The sequence below is a fragment of the Achromobacter xylosoxidans genome (genome assembly GCF_001457475.1).
Taxonomy (GTDB): domain Bacteria; phylum Pseudomonadota; class Gammaproteobacteria; order Burkholderiales; family Burkholderiaceae_B; genus Achromobacter; species Achromobacter xylosoxidans.
Genome location: NZ_LN831029.1, coordinates 6441574 through 6462443, shown reverse-complemented (window position 1 = coordinate 6462443; position 20870 = coordinate 6441574). Strand labels below are relative to the sequence as shown.

General features: G+C 66.6%; 15 protein-coding genes. 13 read left to right on the top strand and 2 right to left on the bottom strand.

Annotated elements, in window-relative coordinates:
- Positions 1-3 precede the first annotated feature (3 nt).
- The 8 genes from purT to AT699_RS29090 all read left to right on the top strand — a co-directional run bounded on the left by purT (position 4) and on the right by AT699_RS29090 (position 9089).
- Positions 4-1221 (top strand): formate-dependent phosphoribosylglycinamide formyltransferase, encoded by a 1218-nt coding sequence (gene purT / locus AT699_RS29125; protein WP_006389889.1) that lies wholly within the window; start codon positions 4-6, stop codon positions 1219-1221.
- A gap of 270 nt (positions 1222-1491) precedes the next feature.
- Entirely contained in the window at positions 1492-2037 is a 546-nt protein-coding gene (locus tag AT699_RS29120; protein WP_020925982.1) for a GbsR/MarR family transcriptional regulator, read from the top strand.
- 129 nt (positions 2038-2166) lie between these two features.
- Positions 2167-3741, top strand: coding sequence for a cytochrome ubiquinol oxidase subunit I (locus AT699_RS29115; protein ID WP_006389891.1), 1575 nt, complete (start codon positions 2167-2169; stop codon positions 3739-3741).
- Between the two features lie 13 nt (positions 3742-3754).
- Positions 3755-4906: a cytochrome d ubiquinol oxidase subunit II gene (cydB, locus tag AT699_RS29110; RefSeq protein WP_006389892.1), complete on the top strand. Its 1152-nt coding sequence runs from the start codon at positions 3755-3757 to the stop codon at positions 4904-4906.
- 15 nt (positions 4907-4921) lie between these two features.
- Positions 4922-5047 carry a cytochrome bd-I oxidase subunit CydX gene (gene cydX / locus AT699_RS29105; RefSeq protein ID WP_024070662.1) on the top strand — a complete coding sequence of 42 codons (126 nt, stop codon included), beginning with the start codon at positions 4922-4924 and terminating at the stop codon, positions 5045-5047.
- Positions 5044-6789, top strand: a complete 1746-nt coding sequence (cydD, locus tag AT699_RS29100) for a thiol reductant ABC exporter subunit CydD (protein WP_024070661.1) — start codon at positions 5044-5046, stop codon at positions 6787-6789. Before cydX ends, cydD begins: the two co-directional genes overlap by 4 nt.
- Positions 6786-8483 (top strand): thiol reductant ABC exporter subunit CydC, encoded by a 1698-nt coding sequence (gene cydC / locus AT699_RS29095; RefSeq protein WP_024070660.1) that lies wholly within the window; start codon positions 6786-6788, stop codon positions 8481-8483. Before cydD ends, cydC begins: the two co-directional genes overlap by 4 nt.
- A 54-nt stretch (positions 8484-8537) precedes the next feature.
- Positions 8538-9089 (top strand): adenine phosphoribosyltransferase, encoded by a 552-nt coding sequence (locus tag AT699_RS29090; RefSeq protein WP_006389896.1) that lies wholly within the window; start codon positions 8538-8540, stop codon positions 9087-9089.
- Between the two features lie 30 nt (positions 9090-9119).
- Here AT699_RS29090 and AT699_RS29085 read toward each other — a convergent pair whose 3' ends face one another.
- Positions 9120-10010 carry a LysR family transcriptional regulator gene (locus AT699_RS29085; protein WP_006389897.1) on the bottom strand — a complete coding sequence of 297 codons (891 nt, stop codon included), beginning with the start codon at positions 10008-10010 and terminating at the stop codon, positions 9120-9122.
- 376 nt (positions 10011-10386) lie between these two features.
- Here AT699_RS29085 and AT699_RS29080 point away from each other — a divergent pair, with 376 nt between their 5' ends.
- Positions 10387-10770, top strand: a complete 384-nt coding sequence (locus AT699_RS29080) for a DUF4148 domain-containing protein (protein ID WP_006389898.1) — start codon at positions 10387-10389, stop codon at positions 10768-10770.
- A 431-nt stretch (positions 10771-11201) separates the two neighbouring features.
- The gene (locus AT699_RS29075; RefSeq protein ID WP_006389899.1) at positions 11202-12326 is read left to right on the top strand and encodes a porin; all 1125 of its coding nucleotides are present in this window, start codon (positions 11202-11204) and stop codon (positions 12324-12326) included.
- 160 nt (positions 12327-12486) lie between these two features.
- Here the strand turns inward: AT699_RS29075 and ilvA are convergent, their stop codons facing one another.
- Positions 12487-13995, bottom strand: a complete 1509-nt coding sequence (gene ilvA, locus AT699_RS29070; RefSeq protein ID WP_006389900.1) for a threonine ammonia-lyase, biosynthetic — start codon at positions 13993-13995, stop codon at positions 12487-12489.
- Between the two features lie 165 nt (positions 13996-14160).
- Between ilvA and AT699_RS29065 the strand changes: the two genes are divergently transcribed.
- The 3 genes from AT699_RS29065 (at position 14161) to AT699_RS29055 (ending at position 20815) form a co-directional block, all read left to right on the top strand.
- Positions 14161-14685: a YqaA family protein gene (locus tag AT699_RS29065; RefSeq protein ID WP_020925988.1), complete on the top strand. Its 525-nt coding sequence runs from the start codon at positions 14161-14163 to the stop codon at positions 14683-14685.
- Between the two features lie 132 nt (positions 14686-14817).
- On the top strand, positions 14818-18780 hold the full coding sequence (locus AT699_RS29060; RefSeq protein ID WP_024070656.1) for a DUF3683 domain-containing protein: 3963 nt from the start codon (positions 14818-14820) through the stop codon (positions 18778-18780).
- Between the two features lie 163 nt (positions 18781-18943).
- Complete coding sequence (locus AT699_RS29055; RefSeq protein WP_024070655.1) at positions 18944-20815, top strand: DUF3857 domain-containing transglutaminase family protein; 1872 nt, start codon at positions 18944-18946, stop codon at positions 20813-20815.
- Positions 20816-20870 lie beyond the last annotated feature (55 nt).

Here is a 20870-nt window from a genome sequence, read left to right as displayed (position 1 = left end):
TCCATGTCCAGCATTCCCAGTCCCGTCCTCGGCACGCCCCTGTCCCCCCTGGCCACCCGCGTCATGCTGCTCGGGTCGGGCGAACTGGGCAAAGAGGTCATCATCGCCCTGCAGCGGCTGGGCGTGGAAGTCATTGCGGTGGACCGGTATGCGGACGCACCCGGACACCAGGTGGCGCATCGCGCGCACGTGGTGTCGATGACGGATCCCGAAGCCCTGGAAAAGGTCATCCGGCAGGAGCAGCCGCACGTTATTGTCCCCGAAATCGAGGCCATTGCCACCAATTTGCTGGTGCAGCTCGAATCGGCCGGCGTGGCGCGGGTCACGCCGACCGCCCGGGCGGCGCAACTGACCATGAACCGCGAGGGCATCCGCCGCCTGGCGGCCGAGACCCTGGGCCTGCCCACGTCGCCCTATGCCTTCGTCGACACGGAAGACGAGTTGCGCCAGGCCATCGATGGCGGCATCGGCTATCCCTGCGTCATCAAGCCGGTCATGTCCTCGTCCGGCAAGGGCCAGTCCCTCATCAAGGCGCCCGAAGAGGTCGCGTCCGCCTGGCGCTACGCCCAGGAAGGCGGCCGGGTCGGGGGCGGCCGCGCCATCGTCGAGGGATTCATTCGCTTCGACTACGAGATCACCCTGTTGACCGTCCGGGCGCGCGGCGCCGACGGCCAGGTCGAGACCCGCTATTGCGAGCCGATCGGCCACAAGCAGGTCGACGGCGACTATGTCGAAAGCTGGCAGCCGCATCCCATGTCGCCGGCCGCGCTGGCGCGGGCCCGCGAGATCGCGTCGGCGGTCACGGCGGAATTGGGCGGGCTGGGCATCTTCGGTGTCGAACTTTTCGTGGCCGGTGACCAGGTCTGGTTTTCGGAAGTGAGCCCGCGGCCGCACGATACGGGCATGGTCACCATGATCACCCAGGCTCAGAACGAATTCGAGCTGCACGCCCGGGCCCTGCTGGGGCTGCCGGTGGACACCTCGCTGCGCCAGCCCGGCGCCAGCAGCGTCATCTATGGCGGTGTCGACGCCCAGGCCGTGTCGTTCCACAACGTGGCGCAGGCCCTGGCCGAGCCCGGCACCGACATCCGCCTGTTCGGCAAACCCGAATCCTTCGTCAAGCGCCGCATGGGCGTGGGCCTGGCCGTGGCGGGCGACGTCGCGGCGGCCCGTGCCAAGGCCAAGCGCGTTTCCGCCGCCGTGACCGTCAAGGCCGGCTGACCTTCCCGCTTTCCCGGGCGCTTGGCGCCCGGCTTCCCGTTGTTTCCCGCCACCGCCCCCACCGGCCGGTGGCTTTTTTTCGTCGTTCGGCCGCAACAAACGCCGATTGAATCCACGGCGAAAGCGGTTGAATACGCTGCGCTTGCGATCTTGCCCCCACCGGGAGTGTGGTTTGTGTTTTCGCACAGTTTGTTCGATAATTTCAGGAATTTCTGAAAACGGCGTAACTATTTATGTTTGCGCCGTTGCATTTGTCGGCCTGGATTCCTCATGGTGCTTACCCCCCAAAACGAACGTTTCGTCCTGCACTTCGGCGAAATGGGTAGCCGTTGGGGCGTGAACCGCACCGTCGGCCAGATCTACGCCTTGCTGTTCCTGGCGCCCCAGCCCCTGCATGCCGACGACATCGCCGAAACGCTCGGCTTTTCCCGCTCGAACGTCAGCCTGGGCCTGAAGGAGCTGCAATCCTGGCGCCTGGTGAAGCTGGTGCACCAGGTCGGCGACCGCCGCGACTACTTCGAGACCCCCAAGGATGTGTGGGAGATCTTCCGCATCCTCATGGAAGAAAAGCGCAAGCGCGAGATCGATCCCACCCTGACCCTGCTGCGCGACACGCTGCTCGAGCCCCCGAGCGGGCCCGATGGCGCCTACGCCCAGCAGCGCATGACCGAAATGCTGGAGCTCATCGAACTGTCCACCGGATGGTTCGATGAGGTTCAACGTCTGCCGCCGGAGACACTGCAGAACCTGATGAAACTGGGTTCGAAGGTGCAGAAAGTGCTGGGCTTCGCCGGCAAGTTGCGGGGCAAGGGTTGATTTTTGATCTGCCCCGTTTTTTTCAGGAAACCTCTATGAAGCTGTATACAACGCCCTTATCATGGCGCCAGAGTCGGCCTGGGAACCATGCCGGTTGCTGTGGCTACTCACCTGCAAGGGAGCGCCTCAATGATTGATCTCGACGTCGTCAACCTGTCGCGATTCCAGTTTGCCGCGACCGCGCTGTACCACTTCCTCTTCGTCCCCCTCACGCTCGGCCTGTCGTTCATCCTGGCCATCATGGAGAGCGTGTACGTCATGACTGGCCGCCCCATCTGGAAGCGGATGACAATGTTCTGGGGCACCCTGTTCGGCATCAACTTCGCGCTGGGCGTGGCCACGGGCGTGGTCATGGAGTTCCAGTTCGGCATGAACTGGTCGTACTACAGCCACTACGTGGGCGACATCTTCGGCGCGCCGCTGGCGCTCGAAGGGCTGATGGCCTTCTTCCTGGAAGCCACCTTCGTCGGCCTGTTCTTCTTCGGCTGGAACCGCATGTCCAAGGTCAGCCACCTGGTGGTGACCTGGCTGGTGGCGTTCGGCACCAACTTCTCGGCGCTGTGGATCCTGATCGCCAACGGCTGGATGCAGAACCCGGTGGGCGCGGTGTTCAACCCCGACACCATGCGCATGGAAATGACCGACTTCGCCGCGGTGATCTTCAACCCGGTGGCGCAGGCCAAGTTCGTGCACACCGTCAGCGCGGGCTACGTCGCGGGCGCCATGTTCGTCATGGCGATCAGCGCCTGGTACCTGCTCAAGGGCCGCCACACCGACCTGGCCAAGCGCTCGATGGCGGTGGCCGCCAGCTTCGGCCTGGCTTCTGCGCTGTCGGTGGTGGTGCTGGGTGACGAAAGCGGTTATCTCACCACCGAGCACCAGAAGATGAAGATCGCGGCCATGGAATCCATGTGGCACACCGAGCCGGCGCCCGCGTCCTTCAACCTGATCGCGCTGCCCAACCAGGCCGAACGCAAGAACGACTTCGCCATCGAGATCCCCTACGTCATGGGCATCATCGGCACGCGTTCGCTGACGACGCCGCTGCTGGGCATCAACGACCTGATCCTGCGTGCCGAGAACCGCATCCGCGACGGCATGGTGGCGTACGATGCGCTGCAGAAGATACGCGCCAATCCCAAGGACGTCGACGCGCGCATGGTGTTCGACCGCACCTGGCCCGATCTCGGCTACGCGCTGCTGGTCAAGCGCTACCAGCCAGACATGAGCAAGGTCACCGAGGAAGACATCAAGAAGGCCGCGGTGGATACCGTGCCGAACGTGGCGCCGCTGTTCTGGGCGTTCCGCATCATGGTGGCCGTGGGCATGTACCTGATCCTGTTCTTCGGCGTGGCGTTCTGGCTGGCCTCGCGCGGCCGCCTGGACAGCCGTCGCGGCCTGCTGAAGGTGGCGCTGTGGAGCCTGCCCCTGCCCTGGGTCGCCATCGAGAGCGGCTGGTTCGTGGCCGAGTATGGCCGCCAGCCGTGGGTGATCGAAGGCGTGCTGCCGACGTACTACGCGGCATCGGGCCTGACCATCGCCGACCTGGCCATCAGTCTCACGATCTTCCTGGTGCTGTACACCGCGCTGCTGATCATTGGCGTGAAGGTCATGCTGCACGCCGTGCGCAAGGGCCCGAAGTCCGACGCGCCGGCCCCGGCCAGCGCCGCCGCCGATCCCGTCCACGCCGCCGTGCGCGCTTAAGGGGAGAGAAACAATGGATACCCTTATTCCTTTCGACTACGCCACCTTGCGGGTGGTCTGGTGGGTGCTGCTGGGCGCGCTGCTGATCGGCTTTGCCGTCATGGACGGCTTCGACCTGGGCGTGGCCGCGCTGTTGCCGGTGGTCGCCAAGACCGATGCCGAACGCCGCGTGGTGATCAACGTGGTCGGCCCCGTGTGGGAAGGCAACCAGGTGTGGCTGATCACCGCGGGCGGCGCCATTTTCGCCGCCTGGCCGCTGTTGTATGCCGCTTCGTTCTCGGGCTTCTACCTGGCGATGATGCTGGCGCTGATCGCGCTGATCCTGCGTCCGGTCGGTTTCAAGTACCGCAGCAAGATGGAAGGCACGCGCTGGCGCAACAGTTGGGACGGCGTGCTGTGCTTCTCGGGCGTGGTGGCCTCGCTGGTGTTTGGCGTGGCCGTGGGCAACATCATCCTCGGCGTGCCCTTCACGTTCGACGACAACGCGCTGCGCATGGTGTACCAGGGCCATTTCTACCAGTTGTTCACGCCCTTCGCGCTGCTGTGCGGCGTGTTGAGCGTGTTGATGCTGGCCATGCACGGCGCCGTGCTGCTGGCGTGGCGCACCGAGGACCCGGTGTCGTCGCGGGCCCGTAACTGGGGCCGCCTGTGCGCGCTGCTGACGCTGGCGCTGTTCGTCGCGGGCGGCTTCTGGGTGGCCAAGCTGGGCGGCCATGCGATCACCAGCACTGTCGACCTGCAAGGGCCGTCGGACCCCATGCTCAAGACGGTCGCCGTGGCGCCGGGCGCCTGGATGGCCAACTACGCCAAGTGGCCGCTGATGTGGATCGCGCCGGCGTTGGGCGTGGCCGGCGCCGTGCTGGTGCTGCTGCTGTTGACGCTGCGCGCCAATGTGCTGTCGTTCCTGGCCTCGGCGGTATCGATCGCCGGGATCATCCTGACAGTCGGCTTTTCGCTGTTCCCGTTCCTGATGCCCTCGTCCAGCAACCCGAAGGCGGGCCTGACGGTCTGGGACGCCTCCTCCAGCCACATGACGTTGTGGATCATGGTGATCGCCGTCGTCATCTTCCTGCCCATCGTGACGCTCTACACCGCCTGGGTGTACCGCGTGATGCGGGGCAAGGTGACCCACGCATCCGTGGGCGACACGCCCAACTCATACTGACAAGGAGTTTGCACCATGTGGTATTTCTCATGGGTACTCGGCCTGGGATTGGCGTGTGCGTTCGCCATCCTCAATGCAATGTGGTTCGAGCTGCGCGAAGGTCACTCGCATGACCCGCGCGCCAACCGCAACGACGAGTGAACGGCCGCGCGAGCAGCCTGGAGCACGATCCCTCGGCCAGCCTGCGCAAGCCGCCGCGCGAGCAATCGCGCTGGTTGATGGCGCTGGCCGGGGTGGCGCGGCTCCCGCTGATGCTGGCCGGCGCCGCGCCCCTGGTGTCGGGCGCGCTGCTGGTGGCGCAGGCCTGGCTGCTGGCCAGCGTGCTGGATGCCGCCATCGTCCGGCACGTCGCGCGCCAGGAGTTGCTGGGGCAGATCCTGGCCATCGTGGCCCTGATCCTGGTGCGTGCATGCATTACCTGGGCGGGTGAGCGCGCCGGGGCGGACGCCGCCGAACGCATCAAGCGCCATGTGCGCCAGGCCCTGTTTGCGCGCCTGCTGCAAAAAGGACCTGACTGGAGCCGCAGACAGGCCTCGGGTGAAATCGCCAGCGCGCTGGTGGATCAGGTCGAGGCGCTCGACGGCTTTTTCGCCAAGTACCTGCCGGCCATGGCCGCGGCGGCGCTGCTGCCGGTGGCGTTTTCGGTATTGCTGCTGCCGGTCGACGTGATCGCCGGGTTGGTGTTGTTGATCACGGCGCCGCTGATTCCCTTGTTCATGGCGTTGGTGGGCTGGGGTGCGCAAGGCGCCAGCCGCCGCCACTTGCGCGCTTTCGCCCGCCTGTCGGGGTTTTTCGCTGACCGCATGCGCGGCCTGTCGACACTCAAGCTGTACGGTCGCGCCGAGGCCGAGGCGGCGTCCGTGGCCGCGGCCAGCGATGCGCTGCGCCAGCGCACCATGTCCGTGCTGCGCATCGCCTTTCTTTCCTCGGCGGTGCTGGAGTTCTTTGCCGCGCTCGGCGTGGCGGGCGTGGCCGTCTACATCGGCCTGAGCTACCTGGGTTTCCTGGACCTGCGCTGGTCGCCTTTCACGCTGCAGGCCGGGTTGTTCTGCCTGCTGATGGCGCCCGAAGTCTATGCGCCGCTGCGCCAGTTCGCGGCGCACTATCATGACCGCGCCACGGCGTTGGCGGCGGTGTCGCAGATCGCCACGTTGTTCGATGGCCTGCCGCGGGAGGAGGGCGTCGCGCCCGCGTCCGATGCGCCGCTGGCGCGCCCGCCGGGCGGCGCTGCGGCAACGGTGGCCGGCCTGACGGTGACGGCACCTGGCCGGCCGTCGCCGGTGTTGGCTGATGTGGCCCTGACGCTGGCGCCGGGTGAACATGTGGCGCTGATGGGCCCCAGCGGCATCGGCAAGTCGACCCTTATCGAAGCGATCGCGCGACTGCGCCCCGCCCAGGGCGACATCCGTCTGGACGGGGTGCCCCTGGATCAGTGGGGCGAGGCCGATTTGCGCGCGCGCGTGGCCTTGATCGGGCAGAAGCCGCAACTGCTGGCCGGCTCGATTGCCGACAACATCCGCCTGGGCCGTCCGCAGGCCGACGACGCGGCGCTGCGGGAAGCCGCCCGCCGTGCCTGTGTGCTGGAGTTTGCCGCCGGACTGCCGCAGGGGCTGGACACGCTGTTGGGCAGTCGCGGACATGGCCTGTCGGGCGGCCAGGCGCAGCGCGTCGCGCTGGCACGGCTGTTCCTGCGCGATCCGGGCCTGATCCTGCTGGACGAACCCACCGCGCATCTGGACGAGGCGACACAGGCGCGCGTACTGGACGAGATCCTGGCATTCGCCGCCGGACGGACGCTGTTGCTGGCCACGCATTCGCCCGCGGTCGCCGCGCGTTTTCCGCGGGTGCTGCGCATCGCCGATGCCCAAGTGAAAGACGCATGAAGAATCTATTGCTGCTCCTGCCGCTCTACGCACGCCGCAAGGGCGGGCTGCTGCTGGCGTTGTTCTGCGCCCTGGCGACTGTCGCCGCGGGCGTGGGGCTGCTCGGCGTGTCGGGCTGGTTCCTGACCGGCGCGGCGCTGGCCGGCGCCGGGGGCGCCTTCAACCTGTTCGCGCCGTCCGCGCTGGTGCGCGGCCTGTCGTTCCTGCGGATCGTTTCGCGCTACGCCGACCGCGTGGTCGGGCATGCGGCCACGCTGCGCCTGTTGGCGGATTTGCGCGCGGCGGTGTTCGCCGCGCTGATCCGGTTGACGCCACGACAGCTGGCGCGCTATCGCAGCGGCGACCTGGTGGCCCGCATGACCGGCGATGTCGATGCGCTGGACACCGTCTTCCTGTTCGTGCTGGCGCCGCTCGCTACCGCCATCCTGGCCGGCGCGGCGCTGACGGCGGTGCTGGGCTATTGGGTGCCCGCGGCCGCGCTGGTGTTCGCGCTGGCCTTGCTGACGGTTTGCGTGCTGGTGCCGCTGTGGCTGCTGCGGGCGGCGCGCGCGCCCGGCGCGGCGGCGCAGGAAAGCGCCGCCGGATTGCGCGCCGCGACGCTGGACGCGGTCGATGGCCATGCCGACATGGTGGCGCTGCACGCGCAGGCGCAGACCCATGCGCATTTCGAACGGCTGTGCCAGACCAGCGCCAGGGCGCGCGCCAGCCAGGCGCGGGTGGCCGCCAGGGGACAGTGGTTCCTGCAGGCGGCGGCGGGGCTGTCGCTGGTGGCCTTGCTGTGGTTCGGCCTGGCACAGCATGAAGCCGGCGCGCTGGAGGGGCCGCTGCTGGCGGGCCTGCTGCTGGCCGTGATCGGCATTTTCGAAGTGGCGGGTCCCATCATGCGCGGGGCCTCGCGCATGGGGTCGGCCCTGTCGGCCGCGCAGCGCATCCGCGATGTGGCGCAGCGCGAACCCGACATGCGCGATCCGGCCGCGCCCAGTCCGCTGCCGCGACGCGGTGCATTGGAAGTGGTGGACCTGACGTTCGCCTATCCGGCCAGGTCGGCGGAGCCGCCCGCGCCATTGCTGCGCGATCTGCGCCTGCGGGTGGAGCCTGGCGAACGGGTGGCGATCCTGGGTGAAAGCGGCGTGGGCAAGTCCACCTTGCTGCACCTGCTGTTGCGCCTGGAGGATCCGCTGGCGGGCCAGGTGCGCTACGCCGATGTGGACGCCCGCGCCTGCGCCCAGGCCGACTGGCATCGACGCATCGCCTTGCTGTCGCAGGATGCGCCGGTGTTCCTGGGAACGCTGCGCACCAACCTGCTGATTGGCGATCCGCAGGCCGACGATGCCACGCTGTGGCGCGCCCTCGACGCGGCCCGGCTGGGGGAGTTCGTGAGGGGCCTGCCCGACGGCCTGGATACCTGGACCGGCGAGACCGGCTCGCAATTGTCCGCCGGCCAGGCGCGGCGTCTGTGTCTGGCGCGCGCCTTGCTGTCGCCGGCAGAGGTCATCGTGCTGGACGAGCCGACGGCCGGCCTGGACGGCGCGGCCGAAGCCGCGTTCTTCGCCGACCTGGGGCAGGCGGTGCTGGGGCGCACGGTCGTGTTGGCGACGCACGCCGCATTGCCCGCCGGCGCCGTCGACCGCTGTTGCATATTGCGCGGCGGACAGTTGCATGACGTGTCATCGGCGATGGCAATCCTGGCTTAAGCGCGGTTGCGCGGTTATAGTTCGCGTTGCTTCAATTCTTCAGGGCCGTCTTCCATGCAGACCGACAACGCCGAGTACATCCGGCGCACCATCCGCAGCGTTCCAGACTGGCCCCAACCCGGCATCATTTTCCGGGACATCACGCCGGTGCTGCAGGATCCTCGTGCGTTCCGGGTGCTGATCGATCTCTTCGTCTACCGCTACATGCGCCAGCGCCTGGACCTGGTGGCCGGCGTGGACGCGCGCGGTTTCATCATCGGCAGCGTGCTGGCCTATGAACTCAACCTGGGTTTCGTGCCGGTGCGCAAGAAGGGCAAGCTGCCTTATCGCACGGTGGCCGAGGAATACTCGCTGGAGTACGGCAATGCCGCCGTCGAAATGCACACGGACTCCGTGCGCACGGGGCAGCGCGTCCTGCTGGTGGATGACCTGATCGCCACCGGCGGCACCATGCTGGCGGCGATCAAGCTGTTGCAGCGCCTGGGTGCGAACGTGGTCGAGGCCGCCGCCATCATCGACCTGCCCGAGCTGGGCGGTTCGGCCAAGATCGCGGCCACCGGCACGCCCTTGTACACCGTCTGTCAGTACGACAGCGCGTCCGTCTGAAACGCGGCGGCGAGCCCGAAGGAAAAGGGCTCAGGCGTCCGACAGCCGCGGCTGGATGAAGTCCAGGAAAGCCTTGGTCTTGGCGGGCAGCATGCGGGACGGCAGCAAGGCGAACAGGGGCAGCGGCGTCAGGCTCCAGTCGGGCAGCACCCGCACCAGTCCGGCCTGCTTGATCGCGCGCTCCATTGCATCGAACACCAGCAGTGGCGTGATACCCAGCCCCTGGCCGGCCAGGCGTCCCAGCATGCCGACGTTGTTGGCGGACAGCCGCCCGGAGACCTGCACGCGCTCGACCTTGTCGCCTGAATGAAGCATCCAGAAGGATGACTCGTCGCGCATCGTCGGCCGCAGGCATTCGTGATGCGTCAGGTCGGCCGGCACCCGCGGTTCGCCGTGGCGTGCCAGGTAATCCGGCGAGGCATACAGCTGGTGGGCCATCAGCACGATCTTGCGTGAAATCAGGCTGGAATCGGGTTGCTGCCCGAATCGAAGGATCAGGTCGAATGGATTGCTGATGGGATCGATCGGCCGCATGCTCAGATCGAAATCGCACTCGATATCCGGATGCTGTTCGCGGAATTCGCGGATCACGGCGGGCAGGAACAACTGCGCCAGGCTGGTCGGCAGCGAGATGCGCAGGCGGCCCTTGGGCTGCACCGCCATATCGAGCAACTGATCGTGGGCGATGCGGGCTTCTTCGACGATGTGCCGGCACCGCTCGAAATAGATGGCGCCGGCTTCGGTCAGGTCGATCTTGCGGGTGCTGCGGTTGAGCAGCCGCATGCCTACGCTGCGCTCGAGTTCGCTGACACGGCGTGACAGCGTGGACGTCGGAATATTCAAGGCTTCCGCGGCATGGCTGAAGTTCTTGCGCTTGGCGACCTCGACGAAAAGCGCGATGTCGTTAAGCTGGATGTCCATGGAGCCCTCGATTTCAATTCCATTTCTGGCAGGGTCATATGATAAATGGAATTATTGTCCCGGCAGTGGAAATGTCTATTTAGTTAGGACAAAGAAACTTCGGGGCGCGGCTGCGCCCATTTTTCGTTACACGGCTGGCGCGTAGCTGAATGGACGGCGGCGGATCACATCGGAGCAAGGTCGGCATTGCGCAATTGATGCGCAGGTTCCGCGTATGTGCTCGGCAATTGTCCCGCATATGCAAATATGTTCACCAAAATAAGGGTTTTTACTAAGGCCTGATCGCCAGATACTTCACCCCAGCAATCGAATTGACACATTGCCGCCGTCGCCCTGGCGGCGGACGGTGTGCCAGGTTTAGGATGGAGTCAATGCAATGAAAGCCCTAGCTACCGCAATCATGGTTACCGCAACGCTCGCGGGCATGTCCGCCGCCCACGCCGAAGGCAAGACCCGCGAACAGGTCCAGCAGGAACTGCAGGCCGCCAAGGCCGCCGGCCAGGTCACGTTCGGCGAACAGGATTACCCCCCCGCCATTCCCCAGCAGACCAACCTGACGCGCGAACAGGTCCAGCAGGAGCTGCAAAGCGCCAAGGCCGCCGGCCAGGTCACCACCGGCGAGCTGGATTACCCGCCGCGTGCCGCCGCCCCGCAGGCCATGGGCAAGACGCGCGAGCAGGTGCGCGAAGAACTGGCCCAGGCCAAGGCCCGCGGCGAATACACCTTCGGTGAACTCGACTACCCGCCCAAGGGGCGCTGAGTCGTCACGGCCGCGCCGCATGGAGGCATAAGCCCCTGCAAGGGGTTTTGCCTTTGATGCGGGAGGCTGCGTGTGGCCTCGCATGTGGTGTTTATGCCGCAAAAATTGTGCGGCTCGCGCAACAGGTGATGTCGATCGCCCGGCCCGCCGGGCCACGTCGCGGAGGCCGTCGCGGCGCGATTGCGAGCAACAATTCGCATTTGATATCAAGACGTTAAAGCGCGTTCCTCGACGTGTGGAAGCGGCTGCCGCCGCGCATTATCCCACCCATGGAAAGTAGTTCTTCGAAATTCGGATTACTTCAAATTGTTCCAGGTCCGACACTAGATTCAGTGCAGACGCCGCTCGCTTTTTCGTAGCGGCACGCAGCCCGAAGCGGAACCCGCCGTACGGATGCGGATTGCCTTTATCTTGCCATTTCGAGGACTCTCATGAAAAAGACGCTATTGGCTGTCGCGTTGCTGACCGGCTTTGCCGGTGCCGCGCAGGCTGCCGACTCCGTGACGCTGTACGGCTTGATCGACGCCGGTATCGGCTACGAAAAAGTCAAATTCAACGGCAATTCGCAAAGCCGCGTCGCCGGCGTGCAGGGCGTGAGCAGCGGTTCGCGCTTCGGCCTGCGCGGCTCGGAAGACCTGGGCGATGGCTTGCGCGCCGTGTTCAACCTGGAAGGCGGCTTCGGCCCGATGAACGGCCAGTCGCTGCAAAGCGGCCGTCTCTGGGGCCGCCAGGCCACCGTGGGCCTGGACAGCGACTCGTGGGGCCGCCTGGAATTCGGCCGCCAGACCAACCTGGCCTCGAAGTACTTCGGCTCGATCGACCCGTTCTCGATCAGCTACAACAACGCCAACCTGGGCACCACGTTCAGCAGCGCCAACACGATGCGCCTGGACAACATGGTGCTGTACCAGACCCCCAGCATGGACGGCTTCAAGATCGGCGTGGGCTATTCGTTCAGCGCCGATGACAGCGTTGAAGACGGCGTCAAGGAAAAGCACCAGACCGGCTTTGCCACGGGCAACAACAACCGTGTGCTGACCGCGGGTGTGCAATACCTGAACGGCCCGCTGAACCTGGCGGCAGCCTATGACCGCTTCAATCCGTCCAATGACAACATCGGCGGCAAGTCCAGCGCGCGTATCCAGTCGTACCTGATTGGCGGCACCTACGACTTCGAGGTGGTCAAGTTGGCGGCGGCTTTCGGCCAGACTCGCGACGGCTGGTTCGTAGGCCAGAACATGGGCACCACGCCGGACGGCATGCAGAAGTTCGGCACGTTCAAGCTGGCCGACGGCTTCCGCGCCAATTCCTACATGATCGGCGCCACCGTGCCGCTGGGCCGCCACGCTGTCTTCGGCTCGTGGCAGCGCGCCACGCCGAGCAACGACAAGCTGACCGGCGACGACGCGACCTTCAACGTCTACAGCCTGGGCTACACGTACGACTTCACCAAGCGCACCAACCTGTATGCGTATGCGTCCTACGCCGACAACTACGCGTTCCAGCGCGATGCCAGCGACACCGCCTTCGCGGTGGGTCTGCGTCACCGGTTCTAAGCGCAGGCGCCGGCCTGGCTGCACCTTGCTGAATGCGCGGCACATCTCCGTGAGCCGCCGAGTGACAGCGAACCCCCCCTCCAGGTTGCAGCCGGGCGGGTCTTGAGCAAAGAAGGGCAGGGCCTCCGTTTGGAGGCCCTCTCGCTTTCCGGACCGGGAATTACAGGAACAGCTTGTAGGCCGGGTTGTCGGTCTCGTTCCAGTGCGGATAGCCGAGCTCGGCCACGAAGTTGCGGAATTGCTTCTTGTCGGCCGGCGGCACCTGGATGCCGATCAGGATGCGGCCGTAGTCGGCGCCCTGGTTGCGGTAGTGGAACAGGCTGATGTTCCATTCCGGGTTCATCGCGTTCAGAAAGCGCATCAGCGCGCCCGGCCGCTCGGGAAATTCGAAGCGGTACAGCAACTCGTCGCGCGCCTGCGCCGAGCGGCCGCCGACCATGTGGCGCAAGTGGGTCTTGGCCATTTCGTCGTGCGTCAGGTCCAGCGTATCGAAGCCATGGCGGCGGAAGTGGCCGGCAATCCTGTCGGGTTCGGTCGGCGCTGAAACCTGCAGGCCGACGAAGACATGGGCGCGGTCGGAATCGGAGATGCGGTAATTGAATTCGGTCACGCTGCGCTCGCCGACCAGTTCGCAGAAGCGGCGGAAGCTGCCGCGCTGTTCCGGCATGGTGACGGCGAAGACGGCCTCGCGCATCTCGCCGACCTCGGCGCGTTCGGCCACGAAACGCAGGCGGTCGAAGTTCATGTTGGCGCCGCAGGCGATGGCCACCAGCGTCTTGTCCTTGAGCTTGTGTTCGGCGGCGTACTGCTTGGCGCCCGCCACGGCCATGGCGCCGGCCGGCTCCAGCACGCTGCGGGTGTCCTGGAACACGTCCTTGATGGCGGCGCAGATGGAATCGGTGTCCACCACGACGAAATCATCGACGTATTTGCGGGTGAGCTTGAAGGTCTCGGCGCCGACCAGCTTGACCGCGGTGCCATCGGAGAACAGCCCTACGTCGTTCAACTGCACGCGGCGGCCGGCGCGCACGCTGCGCAGCATGGCGTCGGAGTCTTCGGTCTGCACGCCGATGATCTTGATCTCGGGGCGCAGCTGTTTGATGTAGGCGGCCACGCCGGCGATCAGGCCGCCTCCGCCGATGGCCACGAAGATGGCGTCGATCGGGCCGGGATGCTGGCGCAGGATCTCCATGCCGACCGTGCCCTGGCCCGCGATCACGTCGGGATCGTCGAAGGGGTGCACGAAGGTCAGTTTTTCCTTTTTCTCCAGCGTCTGCGCGTGGGCGTAGGCATCGGAGAAGCTTTCGCCGGCCAGCACCACTTCGCCGCCCAGCCGGCGCACCGCGTCGATCTTGACCTGCGGGCTGGTGGTGGGCATGACGATGACCGCGCGGCAGCCGAGCCGGGACGCGGCCAGCGCCACGCCCTGGGCGTGGTTGCCGGCCGAGGCCGCGATCACGCCGCGGTTGCGCGCCGCCGGCGCCAGGTTGGCCATCTTGTTGTACGCCCCGCGCAGCTTGAAGCTGAAGACGGCCTGGGTGTCCTCGCGCTTGAGCAGGATCGTGTTCGCCATGCGCTGCGACAACAGCGGCGCGGCTTCGAGCGGCGATTCGACCGCGACGTCGTAGACCTTGGAGGTCAGGATGCGTTTCAGATAATCGGTGGACATGGACTGCGCGAGGGTTGGGGCGGAAAGAGGGCGGGGCGCGGGCAGGCCCGCGCGCCGCGGCGTGAGCGCGATTATTGCAGGGAAAGCCGCGTCTCCGAGGGTTTTCAGGCGCTTTCGCCACGCACCGGACGGCCGCGGCCGCGCGCGGCTACACTCGCTGGCATCATGGAAGAAAGCCTCCTCTCCGCCGTCCACTGGTTGCTTGGCCTGCTGGCCTTGCCCTCGGTCGGCCTGCCCGCGATCTTCGCGGTGTCGTTGATTTCCGCCACGCTGCTGCCGCTGGGGTCCGAGCCGGCGGTGTTCGGTTATCTGAAACTGTCGCCGGACATGTTCTGGCCCGCCATCCTGGTGGCGACCGCCGGCAACACCATTGGCGGGGCCATCAGCTATGCCATGGGCCTGGGCGCGGAGAAGGCGGTCGAGCGCTGGAAAGAGCGCCACCCGCACGCGCCGGCCGAACGACGCATGCGCGGCCGTTGGCACGAGCGCGCCCATGACTGGATCCACCGCATGGGACCGCCGGCGCTGCTGCTGTCCTGGCTGCCGGCGGTAGGCGATCCGCTGTGCGCCGTGGCCGGATGGCTGCGGCTGCCGTTCTGGCCTTGCGTGGCCTATATGGCCATCGGCAAATTCCTGCGCTATCTGGCCATGACGGCCAGCCTGCTATGGCTGTTTCCCGGGCAGGTCTAGCGCTGACGTCCCGCTTAATTGGGGACATATAAACATGCAATTGCCCCGGTTTTGGACGCTTCCCAGGGGGTATTCGGGGGCAGTTCCGGCCAATGGCATAAAATAATTTTTTAAGGGCCCCCTCTTGCCGCCATGAACGCCCCACTCGCCAGCCACATCTTGAACGGGGCGACGCCGCCCGCAGCACCCGCGCGACTGCGCGAAATCCCCTACAACTACACGTCGTTTTCCGATCGCGAGATCGTCGGCCGTCTGCTGGGCGATGATGCCTGGAGCCTGCTGACCGACCTGCGCGGCGAACGCCGCACGGGGCGGTCCGCCCGCATGTTGTACGAGGTGCTGGGCGACATCTGGGTGGTGCGCCGCAACCCGTACCTGCAGGACGACCTGCTGGACAATCCCAAGCGCCGCAAGCAGCTGATCGACGCGCTGCACCATCGGCTGGGCGAGATCGACCGCCGCCGCGAACCCGGCGCGCCGGCCGAAGCCGGCCACGATCCGCATCGCGACGAGAAAGTGCTGGGCCTGCTGGGTCGGGCGCGTTCGGCCATTGCCGCCTTCGAGGGCGAGTTCGACCAGACCGCCATGCTGCGCAAGCAGGCGCAGAAGGTGCTGGGCCGCATCACCGCGCGCGACAACATCAAGTTCGACGGCCTGTCGCGCGTATCGCACGTGACCGACGCCACCGACTGGCGCGTGGAGTACCCCTTCGTGGTGCTGACGCCGGATACGGAAGACGAGATCGCCGCGCTGGTCACCGCCTGTATCGAGCTGGGCCTGACCATCGTGCCGCGCGGCGGCGGCACCGGCTACACCGGCGGCGCGATTCCGCTGACCTGGAAGTCGGCCGTCATCAACACCGAGAAATTCGACAAGCTGGGCAAGGTCGAGTCCTGTATCCTGCCCGGGCTCACCGAGCCCGTGGCCGTCATCCATGCCGGCGCCGGCGTGGTGACCAAGCGGGTGTCGGAGGCGGCCGAGGCGGCCGGTTTCGTGTTCGCCGTGGACCCGACCTCGGCCGAGGCCTCGTGCGTGGGCGGCAACATCGCCATGAACGCCGGCGGCAAGAAGGCCGTGCTGTGGGGCACCGCGCTCGACAACCTGGCCTGGTGGCGCATGGTCGACCCGGACGGCAACTGGCTCGAAGTGACGCGCCTGGCGCACAACATGGGCAAGATCCATGACGTCGACGTGGCCCGTTTCGAACTCAAGTGGTTCGACGGCCGCGGCAAGCCGGGCGAGCGCCTGCTCAAGACCGAGACCCTGGAAATCGCCGGCCGCGTGTTCCGCAAGGAAGGCCTGGGCAAGGACGTCACCGACAAGTTCCTGGCCGGCCTGCCGGGCATCCAGAAGGAAGGCTGCGACGGCCTGATCACGTCGGCGCGCTGGGTGCTGCACCGCATGCCCAAGCATACGCGCACGGTCTGCATGGAATTCTTCGGCCAGGCGCGCGACGCGATTCCTTCGATCGTCGAGGTCAAGGGCTACCTGGACGGCGAGGGCCGCGCCCGCGGCGCCATCCTGGCCGGCCTGGAGCACCTGGACGAACGCTACCTGCGCGCGGTGGGCTATGCCACCAAGAGCAAGCGCGGTTCGCTGCCCAAGATGGTGCTGATCGGCGATATCGTCGGCGACGACGAGGACGCCGTGGCCGCGGCCGCCAGCGAAGTGGTGCGCCTGGCCAACACCCGCCACGGCGAAGGCTTCGTCGCGGTGAGCGCAGAGGCCCGCAAGAAGTTCTGGCTCGACCGCTCGCGCACCGCCGCGATCGCGCGCCACACCAACGCCTTCAAGATCAACGAAGACGTGGTGATCCCGCTGCCGCGCATGGGCGAGTACACCGACCATATCGAGCGCATCAACATCGAGCTGTCGACCCGCAACAAGCTGCGCCTGCTGGGCGCGCTGGACGACTACCTCTGTACGCCCTTGCCGGTCGGCAAGGCCGAGGACGCCGCCGACGACGATGAAACCCGCGCCGAGGTGCTGGCCGAGCGCACGCGCCAGGCCATCGAGCTGCTGGCCGCCGCGCGCCAGCGTTGGCAGTGGCTGTTGGACAACCTGGACCTGCCGCTGGCCGACGCCATGCCGCAGCTGGAAACGCTGGGTATGGGCCACCTGCGCGCCACGCTGGCCGAGCGCCTGGCGGCGCAGCCGCAGGCGCGCGTGTTCGATGTGGTGCAGGACCGCACCATCCGCGTGTCATGGAAGACCGAGGTGCTGGCCGGCCTGCAGGCCGCGTTCTCGGGCGCGGCGCGCAAGCCGATCCTGGACGAGCTGGTGGCGATCCATGGCCGCGTGCTCAAGAGCCGCGTATTCGTGGCGCTGCACATGCACGCCGGCGACGGCAACGTGCACACCAACATTCCGGTCAACTCGGACGACTACGGCATGCTGCAGGAGGCCCACCAGGCCGTCGAGCGCATCATGCAGATCGCGCGCGACCTGGACGGCGTGATCTCGGGCGAGCACGGCATCGGCCTGACCAAGTACGAGTTCCTGACGGAGGCTGAACTGGCGCCGTTCCAGGAATACAAGCGTCGCGTCGATCCCAACGGCCACTTCAACGCCGGCAAGCTGATGCCCGGCGCCGACCTGCGCCACGCCTGGACGCCCAGCTTCAACCTGATGGGCCACGAATCGCTCATCATGCAGCAGAGCGACATCGGCGCCATCTCCGATTCGATCAAGGACTGCCTGCGCTGCGGCAAGTGCAAGCCGGTCTGCGCCACCCACGTGCCGCGCGCCAACCTGTTGTACTCGCCGCGCAACAAGATCCTGGCGACCTCGCTGCTGGTCGAGGCCTTCCTGTACGAAGAGCAGACCCGCCGCGGCGTCAGCCTGAAGCACTGGGAAGAATTCGAGGACGTGGCCGACCACTGCACCGTTTGCCACAAGTGCTACAACCCCTGTCCGGTCGACATCGACTTCGGCGACGTATCGATGAGCATGCGCGCCGTGCTGCGCCGCATGGGCCGCAAGTCGTTCAATCCGGGCACGGCCAGCGCCATGTTCTTCCTGAACGCCAAGGACCCGGCCACCATCAACGCCACCCGCAAGGCGATGGTGGGGGTGGGCTACAAGGTGCAGCGCGCCGCGCATGACCTGCTGTCGGGCCTGGTGAAGAAGCAGACCTCGGCGCCGCCAGCCACGGTTGGCAAGCCGCCGCTGCGCGAGCAGGTGGTGCACTTCGTCAACAAGAAGATGCCTGGCGGGCTGCCCAAGCAGGCCGCGCGCAAGCTGCTGGACATCGAGGACGCGAACTACGTGCCGATCATCCGCGACCCCAAGGCCACCACGGCCGACACGGAAGCGGTGTTCTACTTCCCGGGCTGCGGTTCGGAACGCCTGTTCTCGCAGGTCGGCCTGGCCACGCAGGCCATGTTGTGGCATGCGGGCGTGCAGACCGTGCTGCCGCCGGGCTATCTGTGCTGCGGCTATCCGCAGCGCGGCAACGGCATGACCGACAAGGCCGAGCAGATCATCACCGACAACCGGGTGCTGTTCCACCGCGTTGCCAACACGCTGAACTACCTGGACATCAAGACCGTGGTGGTCAGCTGCGGCACCTGCTACGACCAACTGGCCGGCTACGAGTTCGAGAAGATCTTCCCGGGCTGCCGCCTGATCGACATCCACGAATACCTGCTGGAAAAGGGCATCAAGCTGGAAGGCGCCAAGGGCGTGCGCTACATGTATCACGACCCCTGCCACACGCCGATGAAGCTGCAGGATCCGATGAAGACGGTGCGTTCTCTGGTGGGCGACGGCGCCGTCAAGAGCGACCGCTGCTGCGGCGAGTCGGGCACGCTCGCCGTCAGCCGGCCGGACATCTCGACCCAGGTGCGCTTTCGCAAGCAGGAAGAGTTGCTCAAGGGCGATGCGGCCTTGCGCAGCGATGGCTTCACGGGCGACGTCAAAGTGCTGACTTCGTGCCCGTCGTGCCTGCAGGGCCTGTCGCGCTACCAGGGTGATACCGGCATGGACGCCGACTACATCGTGGTCGAGATGGCGCGCCACATCCTGGGCGAAGGCTGGATGGAAGACTACGTGCGCCGCGCCAATGCCGGCGGCATCGAGCGCGTGCTGGTGTAGCGACCGGCGCGGCTGGTATGGCGCGAGGAACGCCCGGCGGTAACGCCGGGCGTTTCGCTTTTTGGCGGACCGGCGCACCGGTTGGGCCAACAGAAAGCTTGAGTTGAAATTTTATTGCAAATAACATTGCGTCTCAGTTGTAATGTGAGGCGTCGCTTTCCCCATGCCTGTTTCTTCCCGCTCCCCCCTCCTGGCCGTCGTCCTGGCGGCCGCGGCCAGCCTGCCGGCCCATGCCGCGCGCCAGCCGGTCGCCGAAGCGCCACTGTCCGGCGAAACCGAGTTCCACTGCCGATTTGGCAAGGACAACAGCACCGAGTGCGTCAGCACCTATCGCTACACCATCCTGACCCTGGCCGGGCGCGACCTGGTATCGCGCATCGACCGCAGCTACGCCGAGAACGACAGCCTCAAGGTCGAGCGCGCCGAACTGATCCAGCCGGGCGAAAAGCCGGTGCCGCTGGCCGCCGCCCAGATCGACACCCGCATGGCGCCCAATCCGGACCAGGGCTTCCTGCGCCAGAAGCAGACTTCGCTGGCCTTTCCCAATCTGCGCGTGGGCAGCACCATCGTCTACACCTTGCGTGAACACTTTGCCGGCATCCCTTCGGCCACGCAGTTTCATTACGTGCTGGATCTGCAACCACGCGCCGTGCGCCAGGAGCGCTTCCGCGCCGAGTTCAGCGCCGATCGCCCGATGATCTGGCGTGGGCAGGCCATGGAGGCCTACCGCGTCGAGGCGGCGCCCGATGCCAGGCACATCACCGTGGAGTTGAAGGCCACGCCTTACTACTACGCCTACGTCAATGAGTCGGACCAGGGTTATCTGCGGCAGTCGCCGCGCCTGGAGATCGGCAGTGCCGACGCGCTGCAGGATTATTTTGGCCCGTTCGCCAAGCGCTACAACGAGATCCTGGCGGCCCCGCTGCCGCCGAACGCCGCCGCGGTGGTCGCGGCGCAGCGCGACAAGCCCGCGCCCCAGGCCGTGGCCGGCCTGATGCGTCATCTGCACGAACACTATCGCTACCTGGGCGACTGGCGCAGCAGCGAGCGTGGCCAGATTCCGTTTGCGCTCGACGAGATCGAGCGCCGCGGCTATGGCGACTGCAAGGACCTGGCGGTGCTGCTGGTGGCCATGCTGCGCGCGGCCGGCATCGAGGCCGAACCCGCCCTGGTGGCGCGCGGCACCATGGCGCCCGAGGTATTGCTGCCCGGCCTGGCCGCGCCCAACCATGCCATCGTGCGCGCCCGCGTGCAGGGCGCGACCTGGTGGCTGGATCCCACCAACCCGGTGTTCGTGCCGGGCTTCACCATGCCCGATATCCAGCAGCGCTGGGCGTTCGTCATGGACAGCCAGGGCAATATGCGGCGCGAGGACATTGCGCTGGAGGCGCCGGGCGTCGGCGTCGTGGTGACGCGCAACGAGCGCTTTGGCGAGGACGGGCAGGCGCAGGTGCGCGCATCGGTCGAGGTGGGGCGCATGGTGGCGGCCGAAGTCAGCGTGGGTGATCTGCAGAACGGCGCGACGGCGATGGACCAGGCGCTGTGCCGCAGTTTCGCCGCCGAGAACCGCGATTGCCGGCTGCAGCGCGCCGCCAGCGATTTCGTGGTGCCCGCCACCTATCGCATCGACGCCACGCTGGTGGACCTGCGGGCGCTGGAACGCGTCGGCCGGCAGTATGTGCACACGCAATCGCACCTGGGCGATGACTGGGAGGCCTTCGCCCGCTACCGCCAGACCGGCCAGCTGGCGGATATCTATCTGGGCACGCCGGAGACCGCGTCGTACGACGTGACGCTGACGGGCGGCCAGGTCGACGCGCCGGCGCTGCATTGCCAGGTGCGCTCACCCTGGATCGATGTGGACCTGGACGGCAAGCCCGCCGCCTCGGGCTACCAGTACCGCTATCGCAGCGTCCGCAAGGTCAGCTGGTTCAGCCATGCGGACATCGTGTCGGATGGCTTCGGCCAGGCCATCGACAAGGGCCGGCAGTGCGTGGAATCCCTGCGCCTGGCGGTGACGCTGCCGGGAAAGTGACCGGCCGCCTGTCCTTCGCCGGTGGCGCGGTCACCAATGAAAAACGCGGCCCCGG